The sequence below is a fragment of the Sphingobacterium sp. JUb56 genome (genome assembly GCF_014191365.1).
Taxonomy (GTDB): domain Bacteria; phylum Bacteroidota; class Bacteroidia; order Sphingobacteriales; family Sphingobacteriaceae; genus Sphingobacterium; species Sphingobacterium anhuiense.
Genome location: NZ_JACHWL010000001.1, coordinates 2306033 through 2331940, shown reverse-complemented (window position 1 = coordinate 2331940; position 25908 = coordinate 2306033). Strand labels below are relative to the sequence as shown.

Genomic DNA, 25908 nt, shown 5'->3' with positions numbered 1-25908 from the left:
TTGTTTTACTTACTAATTTAGCCTTCTTGTTAGAAGCTTTCATACCTTTTGTTATTCTGATTCGAAGCAAATTTCATGGATTAGGTGTATGATTTTAGCTTATAACTTCAGTGTGTTTTTTTGTAACTTCAAGTTAGCCATTTTTTAAATAGCTAAACACCGTTATTTTTATCCTTTTTAATTATCGTTTATGACACTACTGATTTTATAAAAAAAAATAGGTCTAAACTTTTTAGAAGTTATACTTGTAATTACAGCAGCGTAAACGTTAATAATTTTAAATTTCATTTTTTGCAATAATGTATTAAAACCGACCGTTAAGCTAGATAAGTTTATACAAAGGTGATATTTAGCAATACATTGTTAGCGGTAGTCCTAATTAAATTGTTCATTGTTGAATTTTAGTTTTAAATTCTTCGGTAAAAGCTTCAAAATATGTGTTGGTAAACCTGGCTCAGTTTTAATATTTACAAATGATCCATTTTCGTATACGTCTAAGTAATCCCAATATGCGATGAAATATTTACAATTATTGATTTCGTCGTAGTCATTTATAAATTCCATCCACCCTTCAAAAATCAGATTGTCATTTTCGTCAAATAGTTTAATTCCTGAATAATTTTCAAGTAAACTATCTAAATGTTCACTTAGATGACCTTCAATACAACTTTCAGACCAATCGAATTTTAAATTTTCACAGTTAATGCTATAGTTTTTCAAATCGTCTAAAAGTTGACTTTCAACAACCTTTCGTAATTCGATACTCATTGGGGAAGAAAGACCTAAATCTGTATAATTGGGTGTAATATTCATTGTTTAAACTTGGGATGATATAGTTGGACTCTTCTTGTAGCATTACCGCTAACGTTTCTGGGCTTGGCGTCAGTGGCACAAATTGAAGCGAAAAGTTTCAATTTAACGACAAAGTAAGCAAAAGCCAAATAATTGAATAAATTTAAGAAAAAAATCAATGCAATTGGCTTTTTGCGGAATAGAAAGCCGAAACTTTAAGTTAAGCCTTAACCCGGCAATGCGCCAAACCCTTGTTGTATGCAGTATGTTTATGTGATTTAAAATTTCTTCTTTCTTGATTAATTTCATCAAAATTGTCGGAGCAAGAATTAAAGTAGGCTTTTTCGAGTTCAGTGCAATCTGTTTTTTGTTGTCACGCAGCTTGTTTTGTTAAATTCGATTTAACAAAACTAATGTACAAAACATATCGCTAATTCATCTCTATAGGTGAATTTTGTTGGTTATTCCTTGTTTTGATTAAAATTGTGAATAGAAATTTGATTACTTCTGGCGTATGTTTATGTGCAAGGATATCTTTGTGAAGAATCAATACTTTCTTAATTTTATTTATTAGAAACAACTGGAAGGACTAGAGCTGCAATAGCAGATTTTTTTAAATATTAACCAATACGGTCAATTATTTTTGGAACGATAAATATTATTCCATATGTTAGCAATAGTGCGAGTTATTATATCTTAGACCATGATTGTTACCTAATGGAGAAAAAAAATTTAATAAATTACTGTTTACGTGGTATTGGAGTCTTGGTCCTATTTACTTATTTATATGGTATTAGCGATGGAGTTTTTCAATACAGTGGAAAATCTAGAAGATTTTATATAGAATCTATCCGCTATTATATTTTGTGGGTCCTTCCAAATTGGTGGTTAATAATTCTTTTCGGAGGTCTGATGATAGGATTTACTTCATACTTTATAAAACAGATTATTGATAACCTATAGTGTAGTTTATGAATATAATGCTCATCGGGGCACCATTAATCAACATATTTGATCGGGAATAATAAAGCCTCTTTTTAAAATGGGTAAATTCGATTTTTTGAAACGATGGAATAGCAAACCTTCGATAAAGAAAAGATTAAGAAAGCTGCTTAATTCCCTTTATGAATCATTTGCTGATAAGCAATGCTTTCAGCAAAGTGTAGAGTACAATCGTGCGGATGAATGGGGGCTTGCAGTTGAAAGTCTGATAGAATTGGGTATTAATGGAACCGTACAGTTCACTAAAGAAGTGTGGGTTCAACTATATCAGCTGGCTAACGAAATAGGGCTAGATGAATACGCAAATTATTGCCGAAAACAAATTGACCTGATAGCATCTGAAATTTATGAAATAGACGAGATTGATGAATTAGGATTTACTAAGTCTGAATTGGAAGAGTATGACAAGCACGTCAGGTTTTACTATACCAATATCGTCAATTCGCTTATTCTGTTCACTTATAAATCTAGAGAACTAGCGTTAATGGCATCACCCTTTTTCAACCCAATGACAGAGCTTTATGAGGAATTGGAATATGCGTATACACCGGTGTGCTTCGAAACGGTATTTAGGAAAAACCTAATACCAATCATATACAAGCAAGAACTACGGACGTTCAAAACTAAGATCGATCGATTGCCAAGTGAGCTATGGGATTGGAAATATTTGGAAGAACATCCGAGCTGGATAAACATAAGAACTGATGCTGAAGAAATATTAAAGAAAATGGGAATACTGCATCGCGTATATGATTATTCATTCACCAATATAATATCCTCAAGTGGAGAAGTGATCAAAAAGAAAGAATAGTAATAAGATTTTGAACAATAATCTTGAATCAAAACATGTTAATTTTTAAATTAAACTGGCTCTTTTAGGACTTAGATAATTTAATTCTTTTTCTTCAAAAATTGTCTCTAGAGCATCATATCCAAATTCAATTTTAAAATCCCGTTCAGCTTTTGTTATTGGAATGTACCAAAAGCATTTGATGGTTTTATGATCTATATCGATTTGCTCAAAGTCAGGTTTTTCCAGATAAGGAAAAGATATAAAGCCATGGTCGCATAAGGATTCCCCCAACCAAGGTTGTCCTAAATTAACTGTGTGATGTAAGTTCAATGGCGCATCGTTACGATGGTAGCTTGCACAGTAGCAGAGAAGGTCTACAAGTAATGAATTCTTTTCAGCGGCATAAATGAATAACTCAATCAAGTTTTCATCCCATCTGTTTAATGACATTCCTACTGTACAATAGGTGTACATATTATGAATCTGATTGGGAGGAAACTCTAATATGAAAAATTCAGGATCGAGTTTATTTATTGGTCCCTTATCGATTTTATGCACAATTCCTGAAATACCAAAGTATTGTTCATAATGCCTTTTCAACTTATCTATATAAACATTGATCATATTTTATAAAACAATTTATGTGCTGAATTTAGCATTTTGAATCGATCTTCACAACTTCACCTATTCATTTCCTTCATTTACCGAGTTTTTAGTTGGTTTAATCTAATTGCTATAGAGTAGGGACGAATTACTGATATGGATATGTGGTTATATCTATTGAAAAACATGAGTAAACTTGATAAAATACCAGATTTTTTTGATAAGCGGGTATTTGGTCTTATTTTTGACATAGGCGAAGTCGCAAAATTAACACCGGAGGATAAGATGGCATACGAAGCAAGTTTAAAACATAAGCGTGATGCAGAGAATACCTATTCTACTGCTCAGCGTATTGGACATGATCGAGGTTTAAAAGAAGGTATTGCCCAAGGCCAATACCAAAAAGCTATTGAAACAGCTTTGAAATTTAAAAAGATGGGGTTATCAGTAGAGCAAATTGCTGAGGGTACCGGACTTACCATCGAAGAGATTGAAAAACTGAAATAAATTAAATAGATCATAAAAATAACAAATAAAGCCATTCTGCCAAGAATGGCTTTATTTGTTTATCTACCATCCTTACGGCTTCCATATTTTTTAATCAAACCGATCACCACAAAAGTCCCATTTCAACAACAGCTGTTATTGGAGCCAATGCTTTGAGTGTGATCCGGAGCCAGCTTCGTAGCGTTTGCTTCGCAGATCCCTTCGGAATTTTTCGGTGGGCGTTCCCGCAATTATGAAAACAAACTTAAAGCGATGAATGAAACAGGGGAGGACAAGGTTTCAACTTAACAGAGAAAGGTATGTTGGTAGAAACGATCATTACTGTATGCGAGCAGTCATTTGAATTGAGACCATCCTACGCCGATAGGTTCTAATTTTACAACAATTATACAGGGCGACGTCCTATTGGCGATATAGGCATGCTGGAGTTTGGAAAAATATTAAATACGTTTATCCCGATTATCGATCTACTGTTGGATAAATTGGATGGAAGTCAGGAATCCAGAGCTAACCACTATTACTTTTCTAGCTATATTATTTACTAGCTGAATTCCTTTTCAATTGAAAGATAATATAGCCAATAAGCGGAAATGTGGATGAAAGAATAATGTAAATGCATTGCACTTGAAAACTTGAGCTAATATGAGTTACATTTGGAACTTTATCTAAAATTTTATATATTAATATATCATAGAATATATAATAAGCCTCAATTGTCACCCACAAGAACGAGATATCTATGTTCTTATTAAACTGATAACCTCCAGTGATCAGAATACACGATACAAGTATTACAAGTCCAATCAATCCGGGCAAGAATATGGATATGATCCTTTTATTATTTTGCCCCTGTACATATCCAGCATAAATAAGCCCTGCTGCTTGGATCCCAAAAATAACAAGATTAAAATTTAAATTCTCAGTAAAATAAAGTAGCCAATCCCGATCTGTGAATAACGCATAAAAAGTCATGATCATAAAACAGAGATGAACAAATAGTGGAGCGTTCATTTTTTTCATTTTACCAATGTTACTTCTTATAAAATCGCAATGTTCTTACCGCATTTAGAAGATCCTTTTCGTTCTGTACTTTTAAATTTGCTCCAGTAAGGTTAAATCGGGTTTTTGAAGAACCTCTCTGCCATAGACTGTCGATGTAAATTCCTGTCAATCCATTTCCGGATATTCTAGGAAATACTATTTTAGCACGTCTATTATCAATAGTATCCCAAGATACATTTTGTTTTCTAAACCGATCGGCATCAAGATCAAAATCCAACAGTATGTCCTTTACAATAATATCTTTCATGGAGTCGGTAGCACTTTCCTCCATCATCTGTCTCGTGATTATTTCTATGTTAGGCTCAGTCAAATTATTGGAGTACATACCCAGATCAAAATACAGTGTATCTGATTTATCTACAGCAATAGCACCTACATAACTATCTATTCCATTTTTTTTAACCTGTTGCCATTTATAAGGGGTTTCAAGTGTAAAAAGACCAAAATCCATTTTCTTTGTTCGATATGGATCTTCACAGCTAATAGAAAGGATCATAAGGATAATAATTTGGACTATTTTTAAAAAATTCATACTATGGATTGTCTGAATAAAATACAATATACCTATTTTTATATATTCATTTCAAATTATCATTTCCTACTCTTATTAGCTTTCTATTTTTCTAGTGTTTTCCAATTTCCTTTTTTAAAATAAACATTATTAAAGATAGGAGAATGAAATACCAGGTTGAAGCTCCAAGCACTTCGATAGATTATAGGATTACTAACTATTATGTGATGAGTAGGGAGATCCATTATTATTTTTAGACGTTCTGAATTATAGGGTTTTACTGTTGTGATCTTTCCGCGATATGTTTTAAGTATTTTCTCTTGATTAGTTACGTAAAAATAAATAGAATCATTTTCTTTTATTTCAAATCTAAAATTACTGTATTGCCAATCGGCTTGTTTTCCTGAGAAATAATTGCGATTGACAATATATTGTCCATAGTAATCCTCTTTTTCTAACTCAGTTTTCGAAGTTAACCATTGAATAGAAATTGAAAAAATAATAAGAGAAAGTATTCCAATACCAATAAATCCTATAATGTTAATTATGATTGTTTTTTTGTACAATAAGAAAATTACAAGAAGAATTCCTAGAACTGGGAGAAGAATGAAAGTGAAAAACAGATTAAAACCAAATCCCATTTAAATGTTAATTATTTATTATTACGCAATAATTTTGAATAGGTAAGAATAATAAAATTTTTTGAAAATTTTGTGCTCCAATGCTCAAAAATCAATAAATTATCTCACAACTTCACTTATCCTTCTCCTGTTTTTTAAATAGTTGATATTGAAACCCATTGGATCGCGTTAAGTACGCTTTATATATTACAGTTTTATGTGGCGAAGTGAATAAATTTTGAATAACCTCATTTTAGTATTTATAGTAAAATTGAATTATTTTTTGAGATGATCGAGTGTTGATATTAACCAATCTTCAGGTATAACCCGTTCTATTTTGTTTTTAATTATTTTATCTTCTAGCAATGTAATAAATTCTTTGTCATTAAATACTTCAATTGCTTCTAAAGTGTAAGAACTGTTAAAGTTAACTGTTTCCAGTTCTTTCTTCAATACTTCTTTTATACGTGCATCTTTTCGTGTTGCTAAACCAAAAATTGCTTCATTTTGTATTTCCTTATCTGAATCCGTAACTCTTTCCCATAAAGCTTCTCTGATAGCATCATTGTCGTTGCTAATTAGTGCAGCTATTGCGAAAGTAGCCCAGTCGCGCACCTCAGAATCTTTGTCCTTTGAAAGTTTTATCAGTGTATGAATTGCATTTTTATTTTCTATTCCTGAAACTGCAAAAGTTAAACTATGTCTCACTGTTGAACTTTTACTAAAATCATAATGACATATGAAGTCAATTTGGTTTTCTGTAAGTTTTTCGTTGTTATGCCCGATAGCATACAAGATTGAACTTACTACATAAATATCATTTTCCTCTTTTAGTAAATTGAAATAGATTCTTAAAGTTTGATTTTTGTGTATTCTAGGGTTTCCGAATTGTGCTAATATATTTATCCCGATTATCTTTTCTTTTTTATCACTAGATTTTGTCAATTCTATAGCGCTGTTATAAATCTCTAAGGATTTTCGTTTACGGAGCTCCATGATATACCTCCAATAATTAGTTTTAGACTTATTATTTAAAAGTCTTCTAAAAATTTCGGATGTTGAAAAAGATGTGATTTTTGTTCGAATCATGATAGTTTAATTTTAGGTATAAAAAAACTTAAATTACAGAAAATATTCCTTCTGATGCTAACACTAATTAGAAGAATAATCCGATTGCACCAAATACCAAACCGATTGTAAAAATAGCAATAGGACTCAGGTTGTTAGTTTTCATTTTATCAAAATTCACATTTTCTACATTCGCTTTTAATTTTGATGATATTTTTAATCCTACTGTTCCATCGTAAAGACCAATTACTCCACATAGCAATAATGCCCAAAGAGAAGAAGTGACGAATGAAAGGTAAAATCCAGTCAATACATATGTAGCAAGAGAGAAGATACTAAAAAAGCTATAGTTGAAATTGAATTTACGTGAAATAATTGATCCTAAGGTGTCTATTAAAGTGATTGATAGTAGTGCCATAGCCATAATAAAAAGTATTTGCTGTATCATAATCATAATTGTAATTGGACTACTTATCCTTATATAAAGTTAATAATTATTTAAGCAGATCCTAAAATTATGAAAAATCACGTTCAGCCCGTTTTTATTGATCCGATCACCGATGAGGGCTTTAAACGGTTATTCGGATACAAGGTCAACCTGATCAACTTTCTTAACATCATCTTTTCTGGTAGAAAGACTATCGTTGATCTGACGTATCGGGATATCGAGCGTATCGGTGCAACCGAAGAGATCATTATCGAGATACAGACCAGCAGTCATTCTAACCTAAAGAAACGCATGCTTTATTATAAGAAGTCTGAAATCAAAAGTGTAATCGAGAACTTTACTAAGATCATCTATCAGCAAAAGTTGATTATGGCATCTGCCATTTATTCAATTTTAATTCAATAAATTCGGAGTTTAATTTTCTAAGTTTTACAATGATAATAATTTGATCTTTAATGGCAATTCAACAAATTGAGACAGAAAGAATTCTTCTAATTCCCTACGATAAAATTCTGATAAATAAGATACAAGTAGCAGATTATTCGATGTTTAATGATATGGGGATAATTCCAGCTGAAGGTTGGCCGGATGAAGATGTTTTAGATACATTGCCACGGATATTGATTAATTTAGAAAAGGTATTATCTCCAACAGGATTTGAGTCATGGATGATTATCATAAAAGAAAGGAATGAAATTATCGGTGACATCGGATTCAAAGGTCGGCCAGATTCTCTGGGAAGGATAGATCTGGGATATGGAATTGTTGAAAGCGTTCGGAAGAAAGGCTACGCAAGGGAAGCTGCTTTAGGCTTGATAAATTGGGCATTTAACGATGTACAAGTTATTGAAATAACAGCTAAATGTGACATTGGAAATATTGGATCCATCAATTTATTAAGTTCTCTTAATTTTGAAAGAAAAAATACAGAAGAAAATATGATAGGCTGGAGTTTGGTCAGAAATTAAATTTTGCAGGAAGAGTCTATGTTTGTCTATTGATCAAATTGCTGAGGTTACAGGCCTTACCATCGACGAGATTGAAAAGCTGAAATAAAATATATAGATTATATAAAAACAAATAAAGCCATTCTGTCAAGAATGGCTTTATCTACACTCCTTACGGCTTCCCGTATTTTCTAATCAAACCGATCAACATAACAATTCCATTGTAGCAACAGCCTTCATTGAAGCCAATGCTTTGAGTGCGATCGGGAGCGAGCTAGATATTGTTATGATACATGAATCCTTTAGGTTTTTCTGCAGTTATTACGATAAAAACAAGTAATTTTTTAATTCTACAAGTTTATAAATTGCAAAGTTTAATTCATCTTGTTCTGCACCATATTCTTGTATTTCACCTTCATATTTGAATTCAGAAATATTAAACCCTTCTTCTATATCATTATAATATACTACTAAGTTTTTAAATTTTGCTACTACCCAAAATCCATTTCCTTCATCTCCATATTCAGCTTCAGACCATTTTTTTGGTACAGTTTTTATTTTATTCCAAAAATCTAAAAGATTCTGATCCATATTATGTTCACCATTTGAGATCACAATTTTTAATTCTTCAAAAGTTATCGGTGTCCAGTTCATTGCTTTATTTTTTAAGACTTGGTATGATTATTTTACGACGATTGTATCTGGGAACAGCTTGTTTTCAGGATCTTTATTATTCCATGTAGATAAAACTAATATATTTTTATCCTGACTATAGTTTACATTTAATTCATGCGCATAGGCGTTAATATCGTAGTATTCTTTTTTTACGATCAGATATTGTAAAACGGGAAAGAAAGCGATTTTTTTAGCAATTTCAATACGTTTACCTTTGTAATCATTTAGTGCATTACCCAATGTAAATTCAGTATAAGTTAGGCTAGCTGTTATCTTTTTTGACATTTTAGCCTCATATTCACCTAGTATAAATGCAGTTCCAAGTGCACCAATGGACCCAGCTGACATGCCAAAAAAAAAGGTAAATAACATAAGAATGATGGTTGTCACTTTGATCAATTTATTTTTATGATCTTGTAATATCCAAAACAATAAACTAATTGTAAGATAAATAGTCGTTATAATAACCCAGTTTATTTCAGTAGATAATGTAGATACACCAACTCTCATTCCCACAATAGCCAATAAATCCAAGACAATTAATGACCATAATACTCTTTTTAATAATACTGGTTTTCCCTTTGTCAACTGGTAAATAATATAACTTAAAAACGGACATATCCATAATGCAGTTATAACTATAAAAAATATATTCATTGTAATTTTGTGCTATTTTAGATTTAAAAAAGTCAATATTGAACACCATATCCAATAAATTCAATCGTATTAAGTTACGTATAAAATGATATATTAACACTGTAAATCATGATGAGAATTAGGCCATTTTTAAACATCAAAAGGGCCTAATTCTCATTAGACCCTTTATCTTGGCGTTTAACTGCACAAAATAAGTAAAGTAAAACAGAAAAATAACCATGAAATTGGCTGCATGAAATATGGGATATAAAAATAATCAACTATGATAAAGATTAACCAGATTGTTATTAAAACTGTAATTTTCTTAATCATATGGCGTTTAATTCGAAATTTCGATTATAAATCAAATTATTAAAGGTCTTATATATATTATAAAATCTCAGCTTCCCCAATTTGGTTTTGGCCTTCGTGAATCCACCATACAGCACCTTTTGTTAAGTATTCTTCTATACGTTGGTGAATTAAGAATCTTGCAAAGATACGTCTCTCTTCTCCTGGAAGTATCTCATTAATATCTTCAAACACAATGTCGCCTATATATGTTTGATCTATTTTTCCATCTGCTGTATATTCGAAAACATGTTTTGGACGATAACCGCTTATTATACCAGTTTTGCGACCGCCCTCCTCAGTTGATTTTAATCTTAGGATTGCATTTAATATGATTAAGCCATTTTGATTTTCATATTTCAGATCACCAATACTTGTGTAGGTGTATTTATCATAAGCCATTACATCAAACACTTTGGACTGACCAGTATCTATCCAACGTTTATAAACTAGGTTTCCATTGATGTATAAATACAATTCATTGCCCTCTATTTTTTTGAAAACCATCTTTCAATTTTTTATGCCCCAGTATTAAGCCATTTTATTCAGTGGTTATCTCATTGTATCTGATACTTATTCAGTAGCAACCTTGATTAGCATTTCATTGTACATTGACCAGTTTTCATCTTCAGTGATGTTATAGGTAAAATGTAATTCTTTTGTATTTGGTTTCATTGCTTCTAAAATATTAATGGCATTTCCTTTATCAGCAATCGCAAGATAGAATTTTCTTATTCCGTTATAGGTTGTTCGAAGTACATAATAGCTATTTATTCCTGATTCTTGAAGATGATGTTCGATCGAAATCTCAAAGTCATGTAAATTTTGTAGATCTTCATTAGAAGGAAGACCTGTTCCGTCGGGCGTTATATACGGAATAGTAAAATGGATAAAGTATCTAAACTCAGCCTTATGAGCAAAGCTTTCCAGAGCCGTGTTTATGATAACTAATTCAGGAAGGTTATTATTTATAAGATCACCGGTTTTGAATTTTTCTGGCACAGTATAAGTATCCCTTTCGATAGCACTTTGTCCATCTGGATTTCCTATATCAAAGCCATCATATTCTACATTATATTTTTCTGCTAGAGCATATAGGATTTTATTGAGTTCGAACAAAGAATGAGCATCATGTTTTTCAATCCGGGAAGCACTTAACCACCAATAATCTTCTTCACTTTCTTCTATCGTAATTGATGAGAAATTATTTTTGTTTAATTCCTTGTTTAATTCTTGAAGGTTGATTTTATCATCTGAGATAAAACAATATGTGTATAGAAAATTGTTATTGCAATTTATTCCATTCGAGCTTAAATTGTTGTAAAAGTGTTCGATTGTTTCAAATGTGATCATATTGAGGTTTTATTTTAGCTATTAAAATTACATTAAAAGAATTGTACTTCTAATAGAAATGAAAGTTTTTAATGGTCTACGTTTATTGATACTCTAATAATATTGTGAATTTAGCATTTTGAATCGATCCTCACAACTTCACCTATCCATCAACATCGTTTACCGAGTTTTTAGTTTGTTTAGTCTAATTGCCATAGGGTTGGGACGATTTACACCCTACTTTTAAATCAACAATTAAGAACAACTAGAAACAAAAACTAACAATATAATATAAAGACATTATGAACCATCATGAGTACATTGGTAATTACTTGCAGAATTTATACTCATGATAGCCTTATCACCTTTAAATAACAAATTATCTAGATAAAAAACTTTAGCAAAAACATTCACAGCAGCCTTGATCGCAGTCTTTACTTTTACTATGGTAGCAGGCAAACCGGAGGTACCAAACCCTAAAAAAGCAGTAGTTAATCTATCTACAGCAGATCTAGCCATTGATCATTACGTTGCGGGTATGACAGAAGGACAATCGGCAGGAGTAGAGCAGTTATTGACAATCGACTTTAAAAATAACGTACATGCATCAGAAAAAAACACGAAAAATATAACACGAAAAACAGAAGAGCATACATTGAGAAAAATGTATGCTATTTTAAGTAGAAATAATAACGGTCAGACTTTGGATATTCAGACCAGTAAAAACTGTCTTTGAAAGGATGCTGCATTAAGATGAAATTCATTAATTTCTTTGCATCATCTCGGTTTCCACGATGTATTATTGGATTTTCAAAGCTATTTAATGAAGCGTTGAGAACAAATGATATAATAAGTTCTCCCTGTGGGATTTGTTGTATACCCGATTGATAGCGCACAAGCTGATTTTCATACAGTTGATCCCACACAAATACCTCTGGAGCTTGTGCTGATTCTATTCTTTTAAGACTATCTGATAAGGGTTGAGGATTGATTAATGAGATCTCATATATACTTTTAATAGGTTTGCCATAATATAAAGCTATTCTCCAGCGGATCAGTTTTGTGCTGTCCAAGTACGACAGAATTTTGTCGGAACCCGTAAAAGAATGGTTCCCTTTTTCATCCACATATACTTCTAGTTGATGTTGATATCTTGAATAATGTTGAAAGTCGAAATTATTTCGTTTTAGTTCAGTTACCATATTTTTAACAAATAATCCAATGCCACCGTAGGGTGTAGGCATGTAGTTTGCATAATTTGAAAAACCGTCCGAAACTTTCTTTCCTATTGAACTGTAAACTTCTGTCGAATATAGATCCCAGTATATATGTAAGAAATACGAATTTTTGGACTGAAGTAGAGAGTCTTTTTTTTAAACAGTCTTTATCTTATTTATTAACAAGTCATCTGTTGGAAGACTAGGGCTCAAAATGTTAATTTCTCCATTATTCAATTTATTAAAATGGATTGAAAATTGTTTTCCTCTCACCAATTCATCTTTTAAAACCTTACTCAGTTCATCAGTAAGCTGTTTTGATGACTGCCCGTTTGCAGAAAAGCTGAACAAAATTAAAAATAGCATTAATATTTTCATATGTAAGTAGATGCTAGGATAGGAGATATTCCATAATTTGTGGGATTCGCAAGAATTGTTTCACTTATTTTAATTTACAATCAACCCTTCTAATTAGAAGATTTGGTATCTTATGATATCTGAAAGAAAATTAAATTTAAATAAGTGAAAATAGTTGTAAGGTTTTGGTTTATATCAAACATTCTTTTACTTTTTATCCATATAATCCCAATGATGATCTGTCTCATCATTACATAAAAAACCTTCAAACAATTTGCTCTCTATTAACTGTTCCATTTTTTTGCTATCTGTCGCAATAATAAAGAAAAAACTATCCCATTCCACCGTAAACAAAAGTTCAAAATCAGCAGAATATATGTAGTAATCTTTGAAATTAATTTGATCACAAAATTCAAATTCACTTAATTTATCGAGGTCTATACTAAAGGTCTGTTGGTAGAATTCGTCTGTTATTACAATCTGAGGTTTTCTGAAAAACTGGAAAGTTCTATAAATGCTTGCTTTTGATAACATATCAAAAGTGCCTTCAGTAGGATGATAGATACTTTTCTTATCCGTAAATGCATTAAGATTTTCCAAAAGGTCTGGTCTAGTATAGTTTTTACTTAGCGCACCAATCGAAGTTCGTAAAGCTTTATTAAGTTCAGCATAGTCCGTAAACCCTGATCCAGTAACTACCTTGTTCCATGAGATTGCTTTGCCTTTCAAAAAAATAGTTTCATTTGAGGGATATTCATCATTTTTGTAACTATAAATTTGCCTATTCGCTTTCGGAAGATCTTTCAAGAATTCAAATTCTTGTACAGCTTCTTCATGAGACAATAGTTTTGATTTCTTGAGACTAACCTTGTAATTCGTCTGTGAATCAATTTGAAAGAATGGAATGAAAGCTATAAATGCAGCATCGTAAAAACCTTTGAAATGCACTTTTATCTTTCCTTGATACGGATAAATGTTTTCATCCTTAAATATGTCGCTCATAAAATTCCTTTATTGCCTTATAAAATGATAATTGTAACAGAGTTTTCTGTAGTTCAGCATCTTTTCGGTTGTAAAAATCTAGTATCCAAATTCTTCAAAGTTTGCTTTTTCCATTGCGATCCAGCTTTCCCAGTACTCTTTACCTGTTGAACCAGCACCCTCAGGGTCGATTTCATAGAAGTCGGCAAACACTTCAAAACGTTTTCTTTTTTAAATTTCGGTCAGGAAACGTGTTAAGCATGTCAGCATTTTTCTAAATGATGAAAAAATAATTTCACTCAATCCATCTAGATCACCACCATATTCATGGTCATAAACTCTTATCGGAAAATCTTCCTTTCCGCTAGCGTTCCTTGTGTCAAAGACTAATGGTCCGGCATTATTACCTTCGTTTGCAAAGGGAATAAGACCAAGAGGAATCAGCTGTTCTGCTATACACCATTCAAGATTGTCTATTATTTCCTGTAGCGGTTTTGTGGGACTTGAGAAGGGTAGTCTGATGATTGAACAATCACAGTCTTCGAAGAAATAACGTTTGTGCCATGCTATAAAGTTTTCTGGGAAAGTGATGTTAAACTGTGTTTCTACGTTTTTACAATCTTCATTAGTCAATACTCCAGGAATTAGTTTCCATTCATAACTTCCTTCACTATTAGGTGCCGAAACCATCATTTCTTTTGGAATATTTTCGGTGCAACCGGCCTTCATTCCCGTTCGCCAATATGCCTTAAAAAACTGTTTGATTTCGTCTGTCATGGTCAATAAATCATTTTTAATAGGAAGTTTGATATGAAACTAAATATATAGAAATTTAATAATTATTCATTTATATCACCGACAATTATATTATCTCAAATCTCTTTTCAAGTTTGATAACATCGTTTTCTATAATTTGAAAAGTCCACACACCCTTTTGAATTTCCCAATGATATTCAAAATGGAAGTAGTCAAAATTATTTTCATTTAAATAATTGTTTTTAGTTTCGATTGTCCTTGATGAAGAAAATCCAGTTTCTGGGTTTGTAAGACGTGGGTGAGTAATTATACATCTAAAAGTCACAACGTTAAATTTTTCTGAGGAATAACCTTAAATATGGTACTCTATTCCAAATTTTAAACCTTCATATGCCAGGAGGTGATCATAAAACCTATTTTCACGATACCTGCCTGTGTAATAGAAATTCAGGGCAAATTTTTCACGAAGGATTTGGATTTATATACCTCGAATTGATTTTTTTTGTTAAAAGCGAAGCTGAGGTTGAAGACGAACTGGACAAAATATTTTTTATGCTAAAGAATATGTGTACGTTAAAGACCTTGCCACGGATCATGAAATCGGCGGTATTTCAACGCTTCTTTCAGTTGGCCAGCTATGCAAAATTGACAAAGGAGGAACGAACTATGTATGATATTAGTTTAAAATGTAAATGGGATGCCGAAGCAGTGCGGATGTATCAAAAGGAACAAGTTGAAGGACTAGAAAAACAATTGAAAGAGGCTAAGCAAGCATCCAAGAAAGCAGTTGCAATTGATAAAGCTGAAGGCCAACACCAAAAAGCTATTGAGACGGCTGTAAAGCTAAAATCGATGGGATTATCAGTAGACCAAATTGCTGAGGCGACAGGCCTTACCATCGACGAGATTGAAAAACTGAAATAAATCAAATAGATCATATAAAATAACCAATAAAGCCATTCTGTCAAGAATGGCTTTATTGGTTTTATACCATCCTTACGGCTTCCAGTATATTTTAATCAAACCAATCACCACAACAATCCCATATCAGCAACAGCTGTTATTGGAGCCAATGCTCTGAGTGCGATCGGAGCGAGCTTTGTTTAGTTTGCTTCGCAGATCCCTTTGGGATTCTTCGGTGGGCGTTCCCGCAATTATGAAAACAAATTACAGGAGCTCTATAAGAGCGTAGTGGAGTCTTTAAAGCAAAATGCCCGTAGCTATCGGGCTGATGCCGTTATAGGTTTCAGCGTCAATATTGATGAGATCTCGGGCAAAGGAACTCAGATGTTTATGATCACCGCTATCGGAACATCTGTATTGCTTCAACATCTTTAGTAGAATTCATACGTTAACTGAGTTGTACCTTTTGTCGTTTCCAGTAAAATTTTCCCATCCAAAAAATCTTTCCACGTGACCGAATAATCTTTGTTTTCAATTTCTTTAATCATTTTATAAAAAAGTTTACTACTTGGACGAGGGATATTCGGAGACTGAATATATTTGGTAGGTAGCCCATAATAAAAAATTAAAAACTGTTCGAGCGATTTGTAATAGCTGTAATTGTCATAAACACTTCGTACTTCTTTTAGGTTGTTATTTCTAATGACAATCTTTTTGATTTTCCCTTTATTGAAAAAATAATCTACGGTAGAAATATAAAATCTATCTAACCATCGTCCTCCAATATGTCTTATGTGATCCTTATCACAAACTGCTACAGAGTCCCTTTTATTAAAGAAATAACCAATATCTCCAATGTGATTTAGCTTGCCAAATTGAAATGAATAATTCTGTCTGATGCTCATAGGTCTACTATCTTTGGTTGCAGGAATCCATTTCGATATATTTTCAAATTTTTGTTTCAATGAGTCTATGCCATCGATATAACCTATAGAATTTATCTCTGAAACACTGCTGTCTTTCATTGCACTAAATTCTATAATAATTCTACCATTAGCATGTGGAAAAGCTTTTAAAAGTTCTTCATGAAACTCATATACACCAATTTTGGGCGTTGGTAGAAAGTTTTCATACGAGATAAATATAACCTCTTTATTTTCTTGGCTTTTGGCGATAAAATTTAAAGCTAATAATGAAGCAATTATAAAGAATCTTGCTAAACTATATTTAATACCGCTTGAATACATAGATTTAGTTATTGTAAGTATATAGGTTAATCGTATTAAGTTACGAATAAATGCCATACATCATGGAAAATAGTTGCGAATGAATTAGAATCCATATACATCAAAAGGGCCTAATTTTCATTAGACCCTTTATCTTGGCGTTTAACTGCACAGTAATTTTTATGTTTCTTATCGTTTCCTCTATTTTGTTTCATCATCCAAATTGTTTTGAAGCAATTGGATTTATTTACTGTACTACGTCATTTATCGTTATCCACTTTCATGCTGAAAGTATGTTTGTTATCGCTTTGTATTATAAGAACACCTGTCGAATAGAATAGTTCAAAAAAGTTTAAAATAATTTCACCCATCCATTTCCTCTGTTCACCGAGTTTTTAGTTGGTTTAGTCTAATCACCATAGGGTAGAGACGAATTACATCCTACTTTTGAATCAACAAATAAGAACTAACAAACTATAAAATAAAGACATTATGAGAACTTTAGCAAAAACATTCGCCGCAGTAGTCTTGATCGCATTATCAACATTCACTATGGCAGCAGGCAATCCAGAATTAGCAAACCCTAAAAAAGCAGTGGTCAATTTATCTACAGCAGATCTAGCCATTGATCACTACGTTGCGGTTATGACAGAAGGACAATCGGCAGGAATAGAGCAGTTGTTTACATCAGACTTCAGCCAAAAAGTACAGGCATCAGAAGATAAAACCAATAGCCGTTCAGAAGTTATTTCCTTCTTGAAAAAGCAAAAAGGTGAGCAGTTGAATTGTAAAACCAGCACCTCTATCATACAGGAGTCAGCAGACTATATGATCGCCAAAGTAACGATGCAGTTTGAGGGTTTTACCAAAACCGATCTAGTGACTTTAGTGAATGACGGCGGTAACTGGAAAGTATCCCAATCCATCAACTCGTATAAGTAGATAAAGTTTAATCCATATGTTTAGTTAAAGCCACGTCATGAGATGTGGCTTTTTTTGTGTCCGGAAAGCAAGATTAGGTTAACAGGTTGATGCTTTTGTTGCCAGCTAGCCGACAACAAACGACTACTGTCGACTACAAACGTTTAATAACCGGCTAATAATTTTAGTTTTTCTGATGTTTGCTTAGCAACATTAATTATTTAAGCAGATCCTAAAATTATGAAAAATCACGTTCAGCCCGTTTTTATTGATCCGACCACCGATGAGGGCTTTAAACGGTTATTCGGAGACAAAGTCAACCTGATCAACTTTCTTAACATCATCTTTCGTGGTCGAAAGACCATCGTTGATCTGACGTATAGAGATACCGAGCGTATCGGTGCAACCGAAGAAATCGGCAAAGTTATCTTTGATCTTGTAGTTCAGATCAGTACAGGAGAAGAGATCATCATCGAGATGCAGACAAGTACACAGACCAACCTGAAGCAACGTATGCTGTATTATGCCAGCAAGGTCATTTCAGATACAGCGCCCAAAGGAAACCGCAAAGCCTGGGGATACGCTATTCCTGAGGTTTACACCATTGTCCTGATGGATGGTTTTCATATGCCGGGAGGTGATTATAAAACCTATTTTCACGATACCTGCCTGTGTAATAGAGATTCAGGACAAATATTTTACGAGGGTTTGGGGTTTATCTATTTAGAAATTATTAACTTTGTTAAAAGCGAAGCTGAGGTTGAAGACGAACTGGACAAAGTATTTTATATGCTCAAGAATATGTCTACGTTAAAGACCTTGCCACGGATCATGAAATCGGCAGTATTTCAACGCTTCTTTCAGTTGGCCAGCTACGCAAAATTGACAAAGGAGGAACGGACTATGTATGATATTAGTTTAAAACGTAAATGGGATGCAGAAGCAGTGCGGATGTATCAACAGGAACAAGTTGAAGGACTAGAAAAACAATTGGAAGAGGCTAAGCAAGCATCCAAGAAAGCAGTTGCAATTGCTAAAGCTGAAGGCCAACACCAAAAAGCTATTGAGACGGCTGTAAAGCTAAAATCGATGGGATTATCAGTAGACCAAATTGCTGAGGCGACAGGCCTTACCATCGACGAGATTGAAAAACTGAAATAAATCAAATAGATCATATAAAATAACCAATAAAGCCATTCTGTTAAGAATGGCTTTATTGGTTTTATACCATTCTTACGGCTTCCCGTATTTTTTAATCAAAGCGATGACCACAAAAATCCCATTTCAGCAACAGCTGTTATTGGAGCCAATGCTTTGAGTGAAATCGGGGCGAGCTTCGTTTAGTTTGCTTCGCAGATCCCTTCGGGATTCTTCGGTGGGCGGTCCCGTAATTATGAAAACAAATTACAGGAGCTATATAAGAGCGTAGTGGAGTCTTTAAAGCAAAATGCCCGTAGCTATAGGGCAGATGCGGTTATAGGCTTCAGCGTCAATATTGATGAGATCTCGGGCAAAGGAACGCAAATATTCATGATCACCGCTATCGGTACACCTGTATTGCTCAATGAAATTAAACATATACAGGCAGAAGTGGTAGGTGGAGATATCGATGGATCTGTTATTAAGAACAAAGTCAAAGCAAGCTTGATCATAGAACGCTATACCGGTATCTATACCATGGACAATGCTACAGCCGAGTTTATAGCCACATCCCGATTGACCGAATTTGTACCCCTGCTATTCAAAGCAATGAATGATGACTCAGGACTGGCTCAAGAATATATAGACCGTCAAGCCACGCTCTTTCGTTATTTTGATTTCCTGGACAAAGATCAAGCTATAGCCATACTCTATGGACAGTTGCTGTCCGATGATTTAACCGGTGCGCAGTTTAAGATCATTAGCAAAGCTATCAGCAGCTCCAATCTTATCGATTACGATCAAGTGGAGAAACTATTAGCAGGATCTTTATTGGCAAAAAAGGCAGCATTGAAGGTACTTACCTTAGACAAAGACTGGTATTCCGCTCAAGATATTGCCTATCTACAGACATTGAAAGGAGAGGGCTAGGTGAAGTTATTTCCAGAGGTAGTTACCGTTAAAGAATCAAAGGGCATGTTTTCTTCAGGCAAACAGGTATGGGAATGTTTATGTGGCTATAGCAATAAGCTGGATGCTACCGCATGTAGCTCTTGTACTAAAGATAAACGAGGCTTTGGTGCTGAGGAATTAAAATCTGAAACTGTGCAGAACTTGATTAATAGGAGATTAGCGGTTATTGAAGGGATCTAATTAGGTCAATTACTCCCCTATGTTAATTAATCAAATCTCATACATGACAAATAATTATTTTATGAAATCCTTCTTGATTTTAATCTTGAATGATTTATGTTTTTTGATTGAAATTAGACATCGACATTCCCCTGTTAATTTTTTACAGTCCATTCCAGTGTTAATGCACTAAAATTGTTAAATTCAAATTATTTTACTTACAAAAGCACTTCAAGCTATACGGGTTTCGCCGTAGAAAATTCCAACGACTTATCCTTTTAATTGATCTTTTCGAAAAACGGTCGGAGTTACACCGAACTGTTTACGAAATGCTGCCGTAAAATATGTCCCGGACGAAAAACCTACTTTTTCTGCAATTTCATTTACATGTAGGCCTTCGAGCAATAGGTTTTGTGCTTTAGCCATACGCCGTTGTAATAGATAGTCATTGACACTGCAATTTAATAATGCTTTTGTTTTTCGATAAAGTTGTATCCGTGATAAATTCAGTTCCTTGGCAATGTCCTCGACACTCAGGGTTTTATCGGAAAGCTGTCCTTCGACAACCATGGACAATCCCTGTAAAAAACGCTTGTCCTGCGGAGTATGTGAATCAATTTCTGTTTTATTTTCCGAAGACTTGAGCAATGTGCCATACTGCTCTTTGAGGTTCTGACGGGACAGAATTAAGTTGGCGACTACTGCTTTAAGGTGGTCCACCTTAAATGGTTTTGTCAGATAGGCATCTGCCATATGGCGCATTCCCTCAATGATACTTTCCTCCGTATCAAGAGCACTAAGTAGAAGTACGGGTATTTGGTTGAACTGCGAATTGTTTTTAACGGTTTTCAATAATTCGATACCTGTTTCATCAGGAAGCATAATATCGCTGAGGATCAGGTCAGGATAATTGTTTTTCATTTTTTTAAGAGCGTCGGAATAGCTTTTGGCAAAAATGAGATTATATTCTTTTTCTAAAATTTCTTTCAAGAAACGCATAATATCAGGATGATCTTCAACAATCAAGATATTCGCTGCTCTGTTGGAACAGAAGGAGACCGAATCAACATCAAAATCTTCCAAATTTTCCTGTGGCAAGTTTCTTTCAAAATGTAATATTGAAGGCTCATATTGGGAGTTCTTTTTTTCTTCTTCCAAAAGATGAAGATGACCCGTAGGCAAGCGTAAAGTGAAAGCAGATCCCATTCCTTTTTTACTGCTAGCGGTTACTTGTCCATGATGAAGTTCAACAATCTGTTTTACATAAGCAAGACCTATTCCTGATCCAGGAAGATGCTGTTCACCTTTGTAGAAATTGTCAAATATATGATCTAAATCACTGGCTGCGATACCTGATCCATTGTCAATTACACGGATAAGAAAATAATCTCCAAATGTATTTTCTTCTACGGTCAAGCTGATGGTTCCTCCTCTAGGGGTATATTTAAATGCGTTGGATAGCAGGTTCGAAAAAGCATGTTCCATCAGTTGCTCGCTTATCCAGATCTCTTTCAGAGGTGTCTTGCTGAGATAACTTAAGGAGATGCCCTTCTTCTTGGCCAAAGGTCTAAAATTAGCAATGATCTGTTGGATGAAATTATCAATATGTACCGCAGTAACCTGTAATTTTAATTTAGATTTATCAATCCTATGGATATCAATGAGGTCGTGCACGAGGTCTTGAAGTTTTTTAGCATTCCGTTCGATGTACGCAAGTTTTTCTCTACTGTTAGCGGAAAGAGATTTTTCTTTTTCTAATTCTTCAAGTGGTCCCATGATAAGGGTCAGGGGAGTCTTGAATTCGTGGGAAACATTGGTGAAAAACTTGCTCTGTTCTTCTGCTCCATTTTGAATCTGTTGATTCATCTCAACAATCTGTTGCTGTTGTTGTAAAATTTCTTCGTTCTGATTTTTAAGTTGCTTGTTTTTTTTACGGTTGTTGCCAATCATAACAATCGAAATACCTCCTAGAATAATCGAGATCACCAGGCTCGTCATGACAACCTGGAGAGTTGTTTTTTGGTTGTTGTAAATCTGATTTTGCTTTACGATAAACTCCTGTCTTTTGTCGATATCTTTTTGTTGTTCTTGAATCTTATTCGACTGGAGCATCATCAGGTTCGCATTCTCTTTATTTATAACCAGCGTGCCCAGTATGTTTTCCCGTTTATAAGGAGTTTTTTCTAAAATTGCTATTGCCGTCCGGATCGCTTCTGTGCCCCCGGTTGGGTAAAGCATAGAAGCGTAAAGCGTGCCATTTGCTATTTCTTCCAAACCATTTTTTGCTCCAGGCAATGCATCGATACCGATAATTTTCTTTTTGTCATTACCATTTTCACGGAGAGCCTGGATGGCCCCAAAGGCCATCTGGTCATTAAAAGCGAAGATAAGATCTTGTTTCTGTAAATCTTCAATTTGTTTTTTCGCTAAAGCATAAGCTGTAGCCCTGCTCCAATCAGAATGAAGTTCCAATCCTACCTGCGTTTTACCGGCACTATCTAGCCCCATCATCAAGCCTTTTTTTCTTTCTATAGAAGCTGAAGTACCCTTTAAACCAGTAATAACCCCGATTTGTCCCTTTCCATTAAGAACATTTGAAATATATTGTCCCGCTAATTTACCAATTGTAAGATTATCAGCTCCAACATAAGCATTGTAAAGACCCGAAGACGTTTTTCGATCTGTAACGATGACAGGGATTTTCATTTGGAAAACCGAGTCTACAATTGGTGTCACGGGAGCCGCCTCATTCGGAGAAACAATTAAGAGATCAATATCATTTTTTAGCAGTTCCCTAATTTGCGAAATCTGTACTTGGTTACTTCCTTCAGCATCTCGATATATAAATTTAACATTAGGATAGAAAGACAACTCTCTTTTCATTTCCTCCAACATGGTCTCCCGCCAAGAATCATTACCAGTACATTGTGAGAATGCTATTGTATAATTTTTGCCCTCATTCTTAGGATTACAAGAATGAAACAATAGCGATATCATGATCGACAATACACAGTATACTCTTAACATGTTGGATTAATGGATTATTGATGATATATACTCAAACTTAGATGTATATATTGCTTCATATACAATTGCATCACATATTAAACAAATATATTGATATCTCCACTGTCATCAAGAATTATTTTTATAGAAAAAAACGAACCGTATTTTTTTTAATCACCCAATTGCTTTTTCAGCGTATTTGATAAATTGATTTTATTCTAAATTATATTTCAAGATTGCAGAAAATAAAACCGATCATCTTGATCAATTATGATAAAGCGCAGATCCTTGTGTAGACAAATGTCAAATTTCACCCATTTTCAAAGATTTTAAAATAACCTTAGTGTAAAAACAACACAGTTTTTGATTTATAGATGAATGTAACATCATCTATGTTTTTTGTCAAAAAAACATTTTTTCACTGTTTATGAAGTCTTATTAAGGTGTTGTTTTTTAAGTATTTATGTGTTTTTTGATCTTGATATAAATTTGATGCAATTTGTCATATGAAAATTCAGGTCTTGTAATCTTAGCTGTTAATTTTGAGTAAATCAATTATAAATTTAAAATGAACAAAAATTCAGTTTTGATATGGTCATTCGTGGTGGCCTTGGGGGGATTTCTCTTCGGTTTTGACACAGCAGTTATTTCAGGTGCCGAGAAGGCTGTTCAGGTATTCTGGTCTCTAAGTGAATTTCAACATGGTCTTACGATGGCGATCGCGTTATTAGGTACAGTTATAGGAGCAGCAATGGGCGCATATCCATCGGACCGATTAGGACGTAAGAATACTTTGTTTCTGGTTGCCGCACTTTATTTTTTCTCCGCTATTGGTACAGCTCTGGTCCTAGATTGGAACATGTTTATTTTGTTTCGATTTCTAGGCGGGATAGGAGTCGGTGTCTCTTCTGTAACCGCACCAATTTATATTTCTGAAATTTCCCCTGCAAAATCCCGTGGCAAGCTAGTCGGATTATTTCAGTTCAATGTTGTGTTTGGGATCTTGGTCGCATACCTTTCAAATTATTTTATAGGTCAAACAGGGGAAGAGTCTTGGCGTTGGATGCTCGGAGTACAGGCAATCCCATCATTGATTTTCTTTGTGCTGATATTCTTTATTCCGGAAAGTCCCCGTTGGTTGCTTTTGCACCGAGGTAAAAAGGACGAGGCAATAGCGATTATGCGTAAAGTAAGCGGTGATCAAGCTGAAAATGATGTTGAACAGATGTTGAACAGCCGTCAAAGAGGTCAAGAAAAAGGTGAGAGCCAATTATTTTCCAAATCGAACCGTACACCTGTTATTCTAGCGGTACTATTTGCAGTTTTTAATCAAGTATCCGGCATCAATGCCATTATTTATTATGCGCCACGTGTTTTTGAGATGGCAGGTTTAGGCGGTCAGAGTTCTTTACTTTCTACTGTTGGTATTGGTGTTGTTAATTTTGTGTTTACTTTGATTGGTATAAATTTTATCGATAGGATTGGCCGTCGCAGACTGATGTTCATTGGTTCATTTGGGCTAATCGCTTCTCTTTCTCTTGTTTCGCACGCTTTCTTTGCGGGTCAAATTGAGGGAATAAAAGTCACCATTTATTTGATGATGTTTATCGCATTTTTTGCACTCTCGCAGGGAGCGGTAATCTGGGTTTTTATCTCTGAGATTTTTCCGAATGATGTCCGTGCCAAGGGGCAAACATTGGGAAGCTTAACCCACTGGGTGATGGCCGCAGTAATTACATTTTGTTTTCCTGCATTAACAGAACTGCTTGGTGGAGGTTATACCTTCATGATTTTTGCAGTTTGCATGTTTTTGCAGCTATTGTACGTATGGAAGATGATGCCAGAAACCAAAGGAAAATCTTTGGAAGATATGGATGGACCGATGCCCATGCACTAAGTCAGGATTTAAAACAGAATTACGGTTAATTAAGATCATATACATCTGATTCAGATAAAAATATTATGAAAAACGAGGTATTAAATATTAAAGGGGTTTGTTTCGGAGAAATTCTTTGGGACAATCTGCCTACAGGAAGAAAATTAGGTGGTGCTCCGCTAAATGTTGCCTATCACCTCAATAAATTGGGGATTTATACCGATGTGCTTACAAGGGTAGGGAGCGATGCAAATGGTCAGGAAATTGTTTCATTTTGCCGTGAGCTTTCGATCCCTTTAACATTATTTCAGGAAGATCATATCTTACCTACATCTACAGTAGAAGTCCATATTGATGACAAAAAAGATGTTCGCTATGAAATCGTCTATCCCGTCGCTTGGGATCACATTACACTTGGCGAACAAGAATTACAAACAGTTCGTGAAGCAGATTTTTTTGTGTTCGGGAGTTTATCCACACGAAATGATGTCAGCTACCAGACATTAAAAGGCTTAGTTAAACAAGCAAAGTATAAGATCCTTGATGTCAATCTTCGCGCACCATTTTATACAAAAGAACGGATTTTTGAATTGATCGGCTATGCTGATTTAGTCAAAATGAATGAAGAAGAATTGGGCTTTGTTTCGGCGTGGTTAGGCTTACCTCCAGATATGAGCGATCAGTCGAAATCGGAGGCCGTGATGAATCATTTTGCAGTTCCGGAATTGATCGTGACCTATGGCGCCACCGGTGCAATCTATCATTCTACAGCAGGACATTTCAGTCATCATTATCCTGCTCTGAAAGTGGAAGTGAAGGACACAATTGGTAGTGGCGATTCATTTTTAGCCGCTTTTCTATCGTTACGTTGCCGCAATGACAAGAATATCCCTGCAGAAGAGATATTGGAGTTTGCAGCTACGCTAAGCGGTTATGTTACGCAGAGCAGCGGTGCATGCCCAAATTATGATGCTACGGCTATAAATCGATTTGTGTGGCTGAATGAGTTGCAATAATTAAATTTTACATAAGAAAATCAATCTAAAT

At 34.2% G+C, this 25908-nt stretch carries 30 protein-coding genes; 13 read left to right on the top strand and 17 right to left on the bottom strand.

Features of this window, described 5'->3' with window-relative positions; genetic code table 11:
• Nucleotides 1–375: 375 nt before the first annotated feature.
• Complete coding sequence (locus FHR29_RS09720; RefSeq protein WP_132841773.1) at nt 376–813, bottom strand: hypothetical protein; 438 nt, start codon at nt 811–813, stop codon at nt 376–378.
• Nucleotides 814–1834: 1021 nt separating this feature from the next.
• Between FHR29_RS09720 and FHR29_RS09715 the strand changes: the two genes are divergently transcribed.
• Nucleotides 1835–2605: a hypothetical protein gene (locus FHR29_RS09715; RefSeq protein ID WP_183914211.1), complete on the top strand. Its 771-nt coding sequence runs from the start codon at nt 1835–1837 to the stop codon at nt 2603–2605.
• 45 nt (nt 2606–2650) lie between these two features.
• Here the strand turns inward: FHR29_RS09715 and FHR29_RS09710 are convergent, their stop codons facing one another.
• Nucleotides 2651–3211, bottom strand: coding sequence for a suppressor of fused domain protein (locus FHR29_RS09710; RefSeq protein WP_183914209.1), 561 nt, complete (start codon nt 3209–3211; stop codon nt 2651–2653).
• Between the two features lie 165 nt (nt 3212–3376).
• On the opposite strand from FHR29_RS09710, the gene FHR29_RS09705 reads away from it, so the two are divergent.
• A complete protein-coding gene (locus FHR29_RS09705; RefSeq protein ID WP_183914207.1) occupies nt 3377–3697 on the top strand; it encodes a hypothetical protein in 321 nt (106 codons plus the stop codon).
• Nucleotides 3698–4231: 534 nt separating this feature from the next.
• On the opposite strand, the gene FHR29_RS09700 is transcribed toward FHR29_RS09705, so the two are convergent.
• The 5 genes from FHR29_RS09700 to FHR29_RS09680 all read right to left on the bottom strand — a co-directional run bounded on the left by FHR29_RS09700 (nt 4232) and on the right by FHR29_RS09680 (nt 7406).
• Entirely contained in the window at nt 4232–4717 is a 486-nt protein-coding gene (locus FHR29_RS09700; RefSeq protein ID WP_132841779.1) for a hypothetical protein, read from the bottom strand.
• Nucleotides 4718–4727: 10 nt separating this feature from the next.
• Nucleotides 4728–5255 carry a hypothetical protein gene (locus tag FHR29_RS09695; protein ID WP_132841781.1) on the bottom strand — a complete coding sequence of 176 codons (528 nt, stop codon included), beginning with the start codon at nt 5253–5255 and terminating at the stop codon, nt 4728–4730.
• A gap of 119 nt (nt 5256–5374) precedes the next feature.
• The gene (locus FHR29_RS09690; protein ID WP_132841783.1) at nt 5375–5911 is read right to left on the bottom strand and encodes a hypothetical protein; all 537 of its coding nucleotides are present in this window, start codon (nt 5909–5911) and stop codon (nt 5375–5377) included.
• Between the two features lie 255 nt (nt 5912–6166).
• Nucleotides 6167–6979 (bottom strand): hypothetical protein, encoded by an 813-nt coding sequence (locus FHR29_RS09685; RefSeq protein ID WP_132841785.1) that lies wholly within the window; start codon nt 6977–6979, stop codon nt 6167–6169.
• Between the two features lie 67 nt (nt 6980–7046).
• Complete coding sequence (locus tag FHR29_RS09680) at nt 7047–7406, bottom strand: hypothetical protein (protein WP_183914205.1); 360 nt, start codon at nt 7404–7406, stop codon at nt 7047–7049.
• Nucleotides 7407–7475: 69 nt separating this feature from the next.
• Here FHR29_RS09680 and FHR29_RS09675 point away from each other — a divergent pair, with 69 nt between their 5' ends.
• Together FHR29_RS09675 and FHR29_RS09670 are read left to right on the top strand one after the other, a co-directional pair.
• Entirely contained in the window at nt 7476–7811 is a 336-nt protein-coding gene (locus FHR29_RS09675; protein WP_183914203.1) for a hypothetical protein, read from the top strand.
• 50 nt (nt 7812–7861) lie between these two features.
• On the top strand, nt 7862–8374 hold the full coding sequence (locus tag FHR29_RS09670) for a GNAT family N-acetyltransferase (RefSeq protein ID WP_183914201.1): 513 nt from the start codon (nt 7862–7864) through the stop codon (nt 8372–8374).
• Between the two features lie 300 nt (nt 8375–8674).
• Here the strand turns inward: FHR29_RS09670 and FHR29_RS09665 are convergent, their stop codons facing one another.
• The 4 genes from FHR29_RS09665 to FHR29_RS09650 form a co-directional block, all read right to left on the bottom strand.
• Nucleotides 8675–9007 (bottom strand): hypothetical protein, encoded by a 333-nt coding sequence (locus tag FHR29_RS09665; protein ID WP_260292010.1) that lies wholly within the window; start codon nt 9005–9007, stop codon nt 8675–8677.
• A gap of 27 nt (nt 9008–9034) precedes the next feature.
• Nucleotides 9035–9685 (bottom strand): hypothetical protein, encoded by a 651-nt coding sequence (locus tag FHR29_RS09660; RefSeq protein ID WP_183914199.1) that lies wholly within the window; start codon nt 9683–9685, stop codon nt 9035–9037.
• A 369-nt stretch (nt 9686–10054) separates the two neighbouring features.
• A complete protein-coding gene (locus FHR29_RS09655; protein WP_183914196.1) occupies nt 10055–10522 on the bottom strand; it encodes a hypothetical protein in 468 nt (155 codons plus the stop codon).
• Nucleotides 10523–10588: 66 nt separating this feature from the next.
• A complete protein-coding gene (locus tag FHR29_RS09650) occupies nt 10589–11368 on the bottom strand; it encodes a DUF695 domain-containing protein (RefSeq protein WP_183914195.1) in 780 nt (259 codons plus the stop codon).
• A 424-nt stretch (nt 11369–11792) separates the two neighbouring features.
• On the opposite strand from FHR29_RS09650, the gene FHR29_RS09645 reads away from it, so the two are divergent.
• Complete coding sequence (locus tag FHR29_RS09645) at nt 11793–12083, top strand: hypothetical protein (protein ID WP_183914193.1); 291 nt, start codon at nt 11793–11795, stop codon at nt 12081–12083.
• Here FHR29_RS09645 and FHR29_RS09640 read toward each other — a convergent pair.
• The 4 genes from FHR29_RS09640 to FHR29_RS09625 form a co-directional block, all read right to left on the bottom strand.
• Nucleotides 12019–12591: a hypothetical protein gene (locus FHR29_RS09640; RefSeq protein WP_183914191.1), complete on the bottom strand. Its 573-nt coding sequence runs from the start codon at nt 12589–12591 to the stop codon at nt 12019–12021. The genes FHR29_RS09645 and FHR29_RS09640 overlap by 65 nt on opposite strands.
• A 129-nt stretch (nt 12592–12720) precedes the next feature.
• Nucleotides 12721–12942 carry a hypothetical protein gene (locus tag FHR29_RS09635; RefSeq protein WP_183914189.1) on the bottom strand — a complete coding sequence of 74 codons (222 nt, stop codon included), beginning with the start codon at nt 12940–12942 and terminating at the stop codon, nt 12721–12723.
• Between the two features lie 186 nt (nt 12943–13128).
• Complete coding sequence (locus tag FHR29_RS09630; RefSeq protein ID WP_183914187.1) at nt 13129–13923, bottom strand: DUF2711 family protein; 795 nt, start codon at nt 13921–13923, stop codon at nt 13129–13131.
• A gap of 210 nt (nt 13924–14133) precedes the next feature.
• The gene (locus FHR29_RS09625) at nt 14134–14679 is read right to left on the bottom strand and encodes an SMI1/KNR4 family protein (protein ID WP_183914185.1); all 546 of its coding nucleotides are present in this window, start codon (nt 14677–14679) and stop codon (nt 14134–14136) included.
• Nucleotides 14680–14991: 312 nt separating this feature from the next.
• On the opposite strand from FHR29_RS09625, the gene FHR29_RS09615 reads away from it, so the two are divergent.
• Nucleotides 14992–15582 carry a PD-(D/E)XK nuclease family transposase gene (locus FHR29_RS09615; RefSeq protein ID WP_311732307.1) on the top strand — a complete coding sequence of 197 codons (591 nt, stop codon included), beginning with the start codon at nt 14992–14994 and terminating at the stop codon, nt 15580–15582.
• A 201-nt stretch (nt 15583–15783) separates the two neighbouring features.
• Nucleotides 15784–15996 carry a heavy metal-binding domain-containing protein gene (locus tag FHR29_RS09610; RefSeq protein ID WP_183914179.1) on the top strand — a complete coding sequence of 71 codons (213 nt, stop codon included), beginning with the start codon at nt 15784–15786 and terminating at the stop codon, nt 15994–15996.
• Here the strand turns inward: FHR29_RS09610 and FHR29_RS09605 are convergent.
• A complete protein-coding gene (locus FHR29_RS09605) occupies nt 15993–16808 on the bottom strand; it encodes a hypothetical protein (RefSeq protein ID WP_183914177.1) in 816 nt (271 codons plus the stop codon). The genes FHR29_RS09610 and FHR29_RS09605 overlap by 4 nt on opposite strands.
• Nucleotides 16809–17279: 471 nt before the next feature.
• Between FHR29_RS09605 and FHR29_RS09600 the strand changes: the two genes are divergently transcribed.
• The 4 genes from FHR29_RS09600 to FHR29_RS09585 all read left to right on the top strand — a co-directional run bounded on the left by FHR29_RS09600 (nt 17280) and on the right by FHR29_RS09585 (nt 20000).
• Nucleotides 17280–17729, top strand: coding sequence for a nuclear transport factor 2 family protein (locus FHR29_RS09600; protein ID WP_183914175.1), 450 nt, complete (start codon nt 17280–17282; stop codon nt 17727–17729).
• A gap of 219 nt (nt 17730–17948) precedes the next feature.
• Complete coding sequence (locus FHR29_RS09595; protein ID WP_183914173.1) at nt 17949–18869, top strand: Rpn family recombination-promoting nuclease/putative transposase; 921 nt, start codon at nt 17949–17951, stop codon at nt 18867–18869.
• 195 nt (nt 18870–19064) lie between these two features.
• Nucleotides 19065–19778 carry a heavy metal-binding domain-containing protein gene (locus tag FHR29_RS09590; protein WP_183916623.1) on the top strand — a complete coding sequence of 238 codons (714 nt, stop codon included), beginning with the start codon at nt 19065–19067 and terminating at the stop codon, nt 19776–19778.
• Nucleotides 19779–20000 carry a hypothetical protein gene (locus FHR29_RS09585; protein WP_183914171.1) on the top strand — a complete coding sequence of 74 codons (222 nt, stop codon included), beginning with the start codon at nt 19779–19781 and terminating at the stop codon, nt 19998–20000.
• Nucleotides 20001–20249: 249 nt separating this feature from the next.
• Here the strand turns inward: FHR29_RS09585 and FHR29_RS09580 are convergent, their stop codons facing one another.
• Entirely contained in the window at nt 20250–23006 is a 2757-nt protein-coding gene (locus FHR29_RS09580) for a substrate-binding domain-containing protein (RefSeq protein ID WP_183914169.1), read from the bottom strand.
• A gap of 547 nt (nt 23007–23553) precedes the next feature.
• Between FHR29_RS09580 and FHR29_RS09575 the strand changes: the two genes are divergently transcribed.
• Nucleotides 23554–24882, top strand: coding sequence for a sugar porter family MFS transporter (locus FHR29_RS09575; RefSeq protein WP_183914166.1), 1329 nt, complete (start codon nt 23554–23556; stop codon nt 24880–24882).
• A 65-nt stretch (nt 24883–24947) separates the two neighbouring features.
• On the top strand, nt 24948–25877 hold the full coding sequence (locus tag FHR29_RS09570) for a carbohydrate kinase (RefSeq protein ID WP_183914164.1): 930 nt from the start codon (nt 24948–24950) through the stop codon (nt 25875–25877).
• Nucleotides 25878–25908: the final 31 nt, after the last annotated feature.

Excerpts from the sequence above, each read along its gene's own strand:
- FHR29_RS09570 (WP_183914164.1), top strand. The coding sequence starts at position 24,948 with ATGAAAAACGAGGTATTAAATATTAAAGGGGTTTGTTTCGGAGAAATT.
- FHR29_RS09720 (WP_132841773.1), bottom strand. The coding sequence starts at position 813 with ATGAATATTACACCCAATTATACAGATTTAGGTCTTTCTTCCCCAATG.
- FHR29_RS09580 (WP_183914169.1), bottom strand. The coding sequence starts at position 23,006 with ATGTTAAGAGTATACTGTGTATTGTCGATCATGATATCGCTATTGTTT.
- FHR29_RS09660 (WP_183914199.1), bottom strand. The coding sequence starts at position 9,685 with ATGAATATATTTTTTATAGTTATAACTGCATTATGGATATGTCCGTTT.
- FHR29_RS09625 (WP_183914185.1), bottom strand. The coding sequence starts at position 14,679 with ATGACAGACGAAATCAAACAGTTTTTTAAGGCATATTGGCGAACGGGA.
- FHR29_RS09700 (WP_132841779.1), bottom strand. The coding sequence starts at position 4,717 with ATGAAAAAAATGAACGCTCCACTATTTGTTCATCTCTGTTTTATGATC.
- FHR29_RS09685 (WP_132841785.1), bottom strand. The coding sequence starts at position 6,979 with ATGATTCGAACAAAAATCACATCTTTTTCAACATCCGAAATTTTTAGA.
- FHR29_RS09715 (WP_183914211.1), top strand. The coding sequence starts at position 1,835 with ATGGGTAAATTCGATTTTTTGAAACGATGGAATAGCAAACCTTCGATA.
- FHR29_RS09655 (WP_183914196.1), bottom strand. The coding sequence starts at position 10,522 with ATGGTTTTCAAAAAAATAGAGGGCAATGAATTGTATTTATACATCAAT.
- FHR29_RS09690 (WP_132841783.1), bottom strand. The coding sequence starts at position 5,911 with ATGGGATTTGGTTTTAATCTGTTTTTCACTTTCATTCTTCTCCCAGTT.
- FHR29_RS09630 (WP_183914187.1), bottom strand. The coding sequence starts at position 13,923 with ATGAGCGACATATTTAAGGATGAAAACATTTATCCGTATCAAGGAAAG.
- FHR29_RS09605 (WP_183914177.1), bottom strand. The coding sequence starts at position 16,808 with ATGTATTCAAGCGGTATTAAATATAGTTTAGCAAGATTCTTTATAATT.
- FHR29_RS09575 (WP_183914166.1), top strand. The coding sequence starts at position 23,554 with ATGAACAAAAATTCAGTTTTGATATGGTCATTCGTGGTGGCCTTGGGG.
- FHR29_RS09600 (WP_183914175.1), top strand. The coding sequence starts at position 17,280 with ATGAGAACTTTAGCAAAAACATTCGCCGCAGTAGTCTTGATCGCATTA.
- FHR29_RS09705 (WP_183914207.1), top strand. The coding sequence starts at position 3,377 with ATGAGTAAACTTGATAAAATACCAGATTTTTTTGATAAGCGGGTATTT.
- FHR29_RS09670 (WP_183914201.1), top strand. The coding sequence starts at position 7,862 with ATGGCAATTCAACAAATTGAGACAGAAAGAATTCTTCTAATTCCCTAC.
- FHR29_RS09645 (WP_183914193.1), top strand. The coding sequence starts at position 11,793 with ATGGTAGCAGGCAAACCGGAGGTACCAAACCCTAAAAAAGCAGTAGTT.
- FHR29_RS09710 (WP_183914209.1), bottom strand. The coding sequence starts at position 3,211 with ATGATCAATGTTTATATAGATAAGTTGAAAAGGCATTATGAACAATAC.
- FHR29_RS09675 (WP_183914203.1), top strand. The coding sequence starts at position 7,476 with ATGAAAAATCACGTTCAGCCCGTTTTTATTGATCCGATCACCGATGAG.
- FHR29_RS09665 (WP_260292010.1), bottom strand. The coding sequence starts at position 9,007 with ATGAACTGGACACCGATAACTTTTGAAGAATTAAAAATTGTGATCTCA.
- FHR29_RS09640 (WP_183914191.1), bottom strand. The coding sequence starts at position 12,591 with ATGCCTACACCCTACGGTGGCATTGGATTATTTGTTAAAAATATGGTA.
- FHR29_RS09650 (WP_183914195.1), bottom strand. The coding sequence starts at position 11,368 with ATGATCACATTTGAAACAATCGAACACTTTTACAACAATTTAAGCTCG.
- FHR29_RS09680 (WP_183914205.1), bottom strand. The coding sequence starts at position 7,406 with ATGATACAGCAAATACTTTTTATTATGGCTATGGCACTACTATCAATC.
- FHR29_RS09595 (WP_183914173.1), top strand. The coding sequence starts at position 17,949 with ATGAAAAATCACGTTCAGCCCGTTTTTATTGATCCGACCACCGATGAG.
- FHR29_RS09635 (WP_183914189.1), bottom strand. The coding sequence starts at position 12,942 with ATGAAAATATTAATGCTATTTTTAATTTTGTTCAGCTTTTCTGCAAAC.
- FHR29_RS09695 (WP_132841781.1), bottom strand. The coding sequence starts at position 5,255 with ATGATCCTTTCTATTAGCTGTGAAGATCCATATCGAACAAAGAAAATG.